This is a genomic window from Pseudomonas sp. Larv2_ips (assembly GCF_963879675.1).
GTDB lineage: Bacteria > Pseudomonadota > Gammaproteobacteria > Pseudomonadales > Pseudomonadaceae > Aquipseudomonas.
The window spans coordinates 83,086-91,411 of sequence record NZ_CAWOAW010000023.1 but is presented as its reverse complement, the minus strand read 5'-3'; the positions used below and the strand labels follow the sequence as shown (position 1 = coordinate 91,411).

The window sequence follows — 8,326 nt, the reverse complement described above, 5'->3', positions numbered from 1 at the left end:
AGGCCGCCTCGCTCTTGCTTTTGATCTAACCACTCAGGTCGGCTACTAGGCCGCCGTGCTGTAGATCTTGATCTTGATCTTAGGCGCCCCGTCAAACCACGCTGGCCGAACGCAGGTAGTACGGAGCGGGTAAACCGGCAGGACGCCGGTTTAGCCGCGACGGGGCAGGGACGGCCCGTCGCGGCGGCCCGCTGCGTACTACCTTCGTTCGGGCACACCGAGCCTAAGCGAGGTGCCGAGTGGTGGGGCAAGAGCCCTTTGGTTACTTTGGGGCTTTTCCAAAGTGACCCGCCGTAAGGGCGGAACCCATACCCGCCATCACCCAAACAACGGATATGTACTCAAAAGCCCCGCTTTCAGTCTTCCAAGTTGGCCAGCAACGTCTTGGCAAACTCATCGGAGGCGATAAAGTCCAGTGTCTGGCGCAACTGCGCCGCCGCTTCCCGGCCGAACGCCTGATCAAAACGCTCCGCCATTTTGTTTGAAATACGCTTGGCCGCCGCATGTGTGCGCTTGCCCTGTCCGGTCAGCAACACCCGCCGTGTGCGGCGGTCGAGTTCGTCCACCTGCAGTTCCACCAACCCATCGCGTACCAGCGGCTTAAGCGTATGGCCGAGAGCGGAAAGGTCCATCACCAAGGCTTGGGCCAGCTCGCCCATCTTCGGCGTACCCGCCTTGGCAATACGGTTGAGCACCGCAAATTGGGTAGCTTTCAACCCGCAGGGCGCATACGCCTCGTCATAGATCTGACCCAGGCGACGGGACGTACGGCGCACGGCACCGTTCACGCAGGCGCTGGGGCTCTCGGAGCAAGGCGGGGCAGATTTCAAGGGCAGATACTCTCTGATACAAAACACGACGCGGGTGATTATGCCTGCGCGACCTGTCAGGACAAGGCCTTTCAGACCGAAGATAGCTCGCAGATGAAGACTGAGACAGCTTGAAACAAATTAGTTGCGTACGCCACTAAATTAGATATCGTGGCATATGCCTCTTTGTGACCCGGATGTCGTTACAAACTCCCCAGGAAACGCATGGGGAGAGGCGGGAAAACGGCACGGCTCTGCCTGCTTGATCATCCAACCCCTGTCTGGATCACCTCCTATGCTGAGCCTCGTGCGCATCGCGTTGCGGCGCCCCTATACCTTTCTGGTATTGGCTATTTTCATCCTGATCATCGGCCCATTGGCGGCCTGGCGCACGCCGACCGACATCTTTCCCGAAATCCGTATCCCCGTCATCGCGGTGATCTGGCAGTACACCGGCCTGCCGCCCGACCAGATGGCGGGGCGCATCACCTCGCCGTTCGAGCGCGTGCTGACCACCACGGTCAACGACATTCGCCATATCGAGGCGCAGTCGATGAATGGCTACGGGATCGTGAAGATCTTCTTCCAGCCCGGCGTCAACATCAGCACGGCCAACGCCCAGGTCACGTCGGTGTCCCAGGCGATCCTGCGGCAATTGCCGCCCAGCACCGTGCCGCCGCTGGTGCTCAATTACAGCGCCTCGACCGTGCCCATCGTGCAACTGGCCCTGTCGGGCCCCGGTTTGAGCGAGCAGCGCCTGGGCGATATTGGCCTTAACCAGGTGCGCCTGATGCTCACCACCGTGCCCGGTGCGGCGCTGCCATACCCTTTTGGCGGCAAGAGCCGCCAGGTGCAGATCGACCTTGATTCGGCGCGCATGCAGGCGCGCGGCCTGTCGGCGCAAGACGTCGCCACCGCGCTGGCCACGCAGAACCTGATCACGCCGGTGGGCACGCAGAAGATCGGCAGCTACGAATTCAACCTGCAACTGAACAACGCACCGTCGGATTTCCATGACCTGGAAAACCTGCCGATCAAAACCGCCGACGGCACCACCGTGTTGATCCGCGATGTGGCCACCGTGCGCGACGGCAACCCGCCGCAAACCAACATCGTGCACGTGAACGGCAACCGCTCGGTGCTGCTGCCGGTGCTCAAGACCGGCTCGGCCTCGACCTTGGGTGTGATCGCCGGGATCAAGGAAAAGCTCGCGGACAACAAGGCCGCCTTGCCGCCTGACCTGAACATCGACCTGATTGGCGACCAGTCACTGTTCGTGCGCTCGGCCATCAGCGGCGTGGCCCGTGAAGGTTTGATCGCGGCGGCGCTGACCAGCCTGATGATCCTGCTGTTCCTTGGCAGCTGGCGTTCGACGGTGATCATCGCCACGTCGATTCCGTTGGCGATCCTGGCGTCGATTGCCACGCTTTCGGCCCTCGGCGAAACCCTCAATATCATGACCCTCGGCGGCCTGGCGCTGGCAGTCGGCATCCTGGTGGACGACGCCACGGTGACCATCGAGAACATCAACTGGCACCTGGAGCAGGGCAAGCCGGTGGAGACCGCTATCCTCGACGGCGCGGCGCAAATCGTCACGCCGGCGTTCGTTTCGCTGCTGTGTATCTGCATCGTGTTTGTGCCGATGTTCTTCCTCGACGGCGTGGCGCGCTTTCTGTTCGTGCCGATGGCCGAAGCGGTGATTTTCGCCATGATCGCCTCGTTCATCCTCTCGCGTACGCTGGTGCCGACCCTCGCTAACTACCTGCTCAAACCGCATGGGCACGCTGAGGACGGGCACGCGCCATCGCGCAACCCGCTGGTGAATTTCCAGCGCGGTTTCGAACGGCGTTTTGAAGGGTTTCGCGAGCGCTACCACAGCGTGTTGGACAGTGCCTTGCACCATCGCCGCACAGTGGTGATCGGCCTGCTGGCGTTTGTTGCGGTGTCGTTTGCGCTGGTGCCGTTCCTGGGGCGCAACTTCTTCCCCGAGGTCGATTCCGGGCTGATCCTGCTGCACGTGCGTGCCCCGGTGGGCACACGGGTGGAAAGCAACGCGCATTTGATCGCCGACATCGAAAACGCGATCCGGCGCAAAGTCCCGGCCAATGAGCTCAAGGCGTTGGTCGACAACATCGGCCTGTCCATCAGCGGTATCAACGTGGTGTACAACAACACCGGCACCGTGGGCTCCCAAGACAGCGACATTCAGATCAGCCTCAATGAAGGCCACCGCCCGACGGCGGAATACATGCGCATATTGCGTGAAACCCTGCCACGCGAGTTCCCCAGTGCGGTGTTCTCGTTCCCGGCATCGGACATCGTCGGGCAGATTCTCAACTTCGGCTCGTCGGCGCCGATTGACCTGCAAATCACCGGCAATAACCTGGCGGGCAACTTCACTTACGCAAGCGCCTTGCTGCGGGATATTCGCCGCGTGCCGGGCGTGGTCGATGCGCGTATCCAGCAGTCGCGGCAACTGCCGACGTTCAATATCGACGTGGACCGCACCCGTGCGCAATTGGTCGGCCTTACCGAGCGTGACGTGACCAACAGCCTGGTGGTCAACCTCGCCGGTTCCAGCCAGGTGGCGCCGACCTTTTGGTTGAACCCGGCCAACGGGATCTCTTACCCGATCGTCATGCAAACCCCGCAGTACAGCCTTGAAAGCCTGGCGGCGCTGCACAACCTGCCGTTGAGTGGCAGCAGCGGGGCGGCCACCGACCAGACGTTGGGCGGCCTGGCGAATATCCAGCGCAGCCACAGTAATTCGGTGTTCACCCAATCGGATATCCAGCCGGTGGTCGAAGTGCTGACGGCGATCCAGGACCGCGACCTCGGTGGCGTTGCCGCCGATATCCAGAAGATCATCGCCGCCCACGCCGGTGAAGTGCCGACCGGCTCCAAGGTCATCCTGCAAGGGCAGGTGCAGACCATGAACGCGGCGTTCAGTGGCTTGCTGTTCGGCCTGCTCGGCGCAGTGGTGCTGATCTACTTGCTGATCGTGGTCAACTTCCAATCCTGGGCCGACCCGTTTGTGATCATCACCGCATTGCCGGCGGCACTTGCAGGCATTGTGTGGATGCTGTTTGTCACCCACACGCCGCTGTCGGTGCCGGCGCTGACCGGGGCGATCATGTGCATGGGGGTGGCCACTGCCAACGCCATTCTGGTGGTGAGCTTCTGTCGCGAACGCCTGGCGGTGCACGGCGATGCGGTGCAGGCCGCGCTCGAAGCCGGCTTCACCCGGCTGCGGCCGGTGTTGATGACGGCCATTTCGATGATCATCGGCATGGCGCCCATGGCCTTGGGCCTGGGCGAGGGCGGCGAGCAGAACGCGCCACTTGGCCGTGCGGTGATCGGCGGCCTGGCCTTTGCCACCATTGCCACGTTGATTCTGGTTCCGTTGATTTTCAGTCTTGTCCACGGGCGTCGCCAGCACGCCACGCGTGCGACCACCGTTACCCAAGGGGTTTGACATGTCCGTTTCCGTTTCTAAATCCAAGTCTTCCCGTGGCCTGTTGTGGCTGATCGGGGGCGCGGCCGTGGTGGTTGTCATCGTCGGTGTCGGCATCGGCGTGCGCGCCAGTGAATCGCGCGACCTCAAGACCTGGACCGACGCCCAGGCGCTGCCCAGCGTCAACCTGATCAAACCGGTGGTGCAAGCCCAGGGCCCGGTGCTCAACTTGCCGGGGCGGATGGAGGCGTATTCACGCGCGTCGATCTTTGCGCGGGTCAACGGCTACCTGAAATCCTGGAATGTCGACATCGGCACCCGCGTCAAAGCCGGGCAAGTGTTGGCGGAAATCGACACCCCGGAACTCGACCAGCAACTGCTGCAGGCCCGTGCCACGTTGGCCTCGGCCCAAGCCGATGAGCACCTCGCCGACACCACCGCCAAACGCTGGCAGGCCATGCTGGCGAACGACTCGGTGTCGCGCCAGGACGTGGATGAACGCACCGGTGACCTGGCCGCCAAGCAAGCCAAAGTGGCGGCGGCCAAGGCCAATGTCGACCAGCTGGTCGCAACCAAGGGCTTCCAGCATCTGGTCGCGCCGTTTGCCGGTGTGGTCACCGCGCGCAGCACTGACGTAGGCGCGTTGATCAGCGCCGGCGGCACCGCCGGCAAAGAGCTGTTTGCGGTGGCCGACGTCAGCCGCCTGCGCGTGTATGTGCAGGTGCCGCAAACCTTCTCGCCACAGATTCGCGAAGGCACCACCGCGCGCCTCAGCGTGCCGGAGTACCGCGGCGAAACCTTTACCGGCAAAGTGATTGCCACCGCCGACGCGGTCAACGCCGCCTCTGGCAGCACGCTCGTGCAATTGCTGGTGGACAACCCCGGTGGCCGCTTGCTGCCCGGCGGCTACACCAGCGTGCAGTTTGACCTGCCGGTGCAGGCCGACGTCATCCGCGTGCCGTCCAGCGCCTTGGTGTTCGATGACAAGGGCATGCGCGTCGCGACCCTGGACGCCAACAACCATGTGCACTTCAAGATCGTCAGCATCGCCCGCGATTTCGGTGACAGCGTGGAAATCGCCAGTGGCCTGCAAGCGGCCGACCGCGTGATCGACACGCCGCCCGATGGCCTGGCTGATGATGATTCGGTGCAGCTGGCTGTCGCCGCCACTGAGGTCAAACCCCATGGCTAAGCGCAATGTGCTGGGCCTGATCGCCACGTTGAGTTTGGGCGCCTGCTCGTTGGCGCCACCGCTGAACGTGCCGCAAACACCGATGGCTGCGCAGTTTCACACCCAAGGCCCGTGGACGGTCGGCACGCCGAACGATCAGGCCAGCCGGGATGGCTGGTGGCGCGTGTACAACGACCCGCAACTGGATGCGATGCAGCAGCAGTTGCTGAAAAACAACGCCGACCTGAGCGCCGCGCTCGCGCATTACCAGCAGTCTCAAGGGTTCCTGGCTCAGGACCGTTCGGGGCTGTTCCCGAAGATCTCGGCCATTGGCAACGGCCAGCGCATTCGCCAGTCAGACACCAAACCGCTGCGCTCGGCCACTTCACCGGATGTCTACAACTCCGCGACCCTGGGCCTGGAAGTCGACTATGAAGTCGACCTGTGGGGCCGCGTGCGCGACACCGTGGCAGCCGGCACCAGCGATTCGGATGCGGCCAGGGCAGATCTGGCGTCGGTACGCCTGAGCCTGCAGGCGCAATTGGCCGACAGCTACATCCGCCTGCGCGGCATCGACTGGCAGAACCAGTTGCTGGAGCAGACGCGCGACGCTTACGCCAGGGCCCTTGGCCTGACCGAAGGTTTGCATGGCGGCGGTATCGTCTCCGGCCTGGATGTGGCGCGGGCGCGTACGCAGTTGTCGACGGTCAAGTCGCAGTTGAACCAGAGCCAGGTGCAGCGGGCGCTGCTGGAGCATTCGATAGCGGCGATGCTCGGTGAGTCGGCTTCCACTTATAGCGTCGCCGTGAACGTGGCGCCGATTGTCTTGCCGAATGTGCCGACCGGCGTGCCTTCCAGCCTGTTGCAGCGCCGGCCGGATATTGCGGCGGCCGAGCGTCGCATCGCTGCGGCCAATGCGCGGATTGGCGTCGCCAAGGCGGCGTGGTTCCCGCAGATCACGCTGAGCGCCCAAGGCGGTTATCAGAGTGACGAGTTTGCCCGCTTGCTCAGCGCGCCCAACCTGTTCTGGGCCATCGGCCCGTCGCTGGTAGGAACCCTGTTTGATGGCGGCGCGCGCCAGGCCCAGGTGGATATCGCCAAGGCCGCCACCGATGAAGCAGCGGCCAAATACCGGGGCGTGGTGTTGGGTGCGTTCGAGCAGGTGGAGGACAACCTGTCGCAAATCGCCGGACTGGGCGCTGCGCTGGATGATCAGCGCGATGCGGCGGCGGCGGCGCAATACGCCGAAGACCTGTCCACCTCGCGTTATCGCCAGGGTGCCGTGGCGTATCTGGATGTGGTGACCGCCCAAGTGGCGGCGCTGGAAGCCAAGCGCAGCGTGTTGCAATTGCAAACCCAGCAGTTGAGCGCCAATGTGGGCCTGATCAAGGCGCTGGGCGGCGGATGGAACGTGGCTCAATTGGCTGCGTCGACCCCTAATGAAACCAAGGAGAAATGAGCATGACCGAGTACGTACCCCCGAAAGTCTGGACCTGGGACACTGAAAGCGGCGGCACCTTTGCCAGTATCAACCGGCCTGTCGCCGGTGCGACCCACGAGCAGGAACTGCCGGTTGGCAAGCACCCGTTGCAGCTGTATTCGCTGGCCACGCCCAATGGCCAGAAGGTCACGATCCTGCTGGAAGAGCTGTTGGCCCTGGGGCATACCGGCGCGGAATACGACGCCTGGCTGATCAAGATCGGTGACGGTGATCAGTTTGGCAGCGGGTTTGTGGCGGTGAACCCGAATTCGAAGATCCCGGCGTTGCTGGATCGCAGTGGGGATACGCCGATTCGGGTGTTCGAATCGGGGGCGATTTTGCAGTACCTGGCGCAGAAGTTTGGGGCGTTCTTCCCGACTGAGCCGGCGGCGCGTGCGGAGTGTTTGTCGTGGTTGTTCTGGCAAATGGGCAGTGCGCCGTACCTGGGCGGTGGGTTTGGGCACTTTTATGCGTATGCGCCGAGCAAGATGGAGTATCCGATCAATCGGTTCGCTATGGAGACCAAGCGCCAGCTGGATGTGCTGGATCAGCGGTTGGCGGTGAGTGAGTACATTGCCGGGGATGAGTACACCATTGCTGATATTGCGATCTGGCCTTGGTATGGCGGGTTGGTCAAAGGCCGGTTGTATGGGGATTCGGCGCAGTTTTTGTCGGTGCATGAGTACAAGCATGTGTTGCGTTGGGCGGACGCGATTGAGGCGCGGCCGGCGGTGCAACGGGGGCGGCGGGTGAATCGGGTTTCCGGGGAGGTTTCGGAGCAGCTGCGTGAGCGGCATGATGCGAGTGATTTGGACTGACTTTTTTTTGGGGGGAGAGTACATATCCGTTGCTGCGGTAACGGCCGCTGGTGGTTCCGCTCTTACAGCGGGTCACTTTTGGCAAACGCCCGGAATGCCGGCCCAGCCAAAAGTAACCAAAAGGTCTTTGCCCCACCACTCGGCACCTCGCTTGGGCTCGGTGTGCCCTCACTCCGGCTTGAATCCGTGGGCCGCCGCGACGGGCCATCCATGGCCCAACACGGCTAACCCGGCGTCCTGCCGGGTTACCCACGGATTCAAACCTGCGTTCGGCCAGCGTGGTTGACGGGGCTTGTCAGATCAAAAGCAAGATCAAGAGCAGAGCACGGCGGCCTAGTAGCCGACCTGAGTGGTTGAAGCAAAAGCGGATCAACAGCACAGCAGCACATCTGTATCTGATGCACTGCGATCCAAATGTGGGAGCGGGCTTGCCCGCGAAGGCGGTGGTTCAGTCAGCTCATGTATCACTGGCCCACCGCCTTCGCGAGCAAGCCCGCTCCCACAGTTTGACCGAGTGCAGCTCCCACCTTTGATTGAGTTCAGCTTCAAGAAACAGGTCGGCTGTCAGGCCGCCTCGCCTTCGCTTTTGATCTA

5 protein-coding genes are annotated in these 8,326 nt (G+C 62.7%); 4 read left to right on the top strand and 1 reads right to left on the bottom strand.

Annotated features, from left to right (window positions below):
- Positions 1 to 356 precede the first annotated feature (356 nt).
- Positions 357 to 830 carry a MarR family winged helix-turn-helix transcriptional regulator gene (locus AACV02_RS16450; protein WP_256680239.1) on the bottom strand — a complete coding sequence of 158 codons (474 nt, stop codon included), beginning with the start codon at positions 828 to 830 and terminating at the stop codon, positions 357 to 359.
- Between the two features lie 274 nt (positions 831 to 1,104).
- On the opposite strand from AACV02_RS16450, the gene AACV02_RS16445 reads away from it, so the two are divergent.
- The 4 genes from AACV02_RS16445 to yghU are packed head-to-tail and all read left to right on the top strand — an operon-like array spanning position 1,105 to position 7,732.
- Positions 1,105 to 4,284, top strand: coding sequence for an efflux RND transporter permease subunit (locus AACV02_RS16445; RefSeq protein WP_106579780.1), 3,180 nt, complete (start codon positions 1,105 to 1,107; stop codon positions 4,282 to 4,284).
- Between the two features lies 1 nt (position 4,285).
- Complete coding sequence (locus AACV02_RS16440; protein ID WP_119735735.1) at positions 4,286 to 5,455, top strand: efflux RND transporter periplasmic adaptor subunit; 1,170 nt, start codon at positions 4,286 to 4,288, stop codon at positions 5,453 to 5,455.
- On the top strand, positions 5,448 to 6,893 hold the full coding sequence (locus AACV02_RS16435; protein WP_119735732.1) for an efflux transporter outer membrane subunit: 1,446 nt from the start codon (positions 5,448 to 5,450) through the stop codon (positions 6,891 to 6,893). Before AACV02_RS16440 ends, AACV02_RS16435 begins: the two co-directional genes overlap by 8 nt.
- A gap of 2 nt (positions 6,894 to 6,895) precedes the next feature.
- The gene (gene yghU / locus AACV02_RS16430) at positions 6,896 to 7,732 is read left to right on the top strand and encodes a glutathione-dependent disulfide-bond oxidoreductase (protein ID WP_119735730.1); all 837 of its coding nucleotides are present in this window, start codon (positions 6,896 to 6,898) and stop codon (positions 7,730 to 7,732) included.
- Positions 7,733 to 8,326: the final 594 nt, after the last annotated feature.

What these genes read in the sequence shown, in the direction of transcription:
- AACV02_RS16435 (WP_119735732.1), top strand. Translation starts at nt 5,448, where the DNA reads ATGGCTAAGCGCAATGTGCTGGGCCTGATCGCCACGTTGAGTTTGGGC.
- yghU (WP_119735730.1), top strand. Translation starts at nt 6,896, where the DNA reads ATGACCGAGTACGTACCCCCGAAAGTCTGGACCTGGGACACTGAAAGC.
- AACV02_RS16440 (WP_119735735.1), top strand. Translation starts at nt 4,286, where the DNA reads ATGTCCGTTTCCGTTTCTAAATCCAAGTCTTCCCGTGGCCTGTTGTGG.
- AACV02_RS16445 (WP_106579780.1), top strand. Translation starts at nt 1,105, where the DNA reads ATGCTGAGCCTCGTGCGCATCGCGTTGCGGCGCCCCTATACCTTTCTG.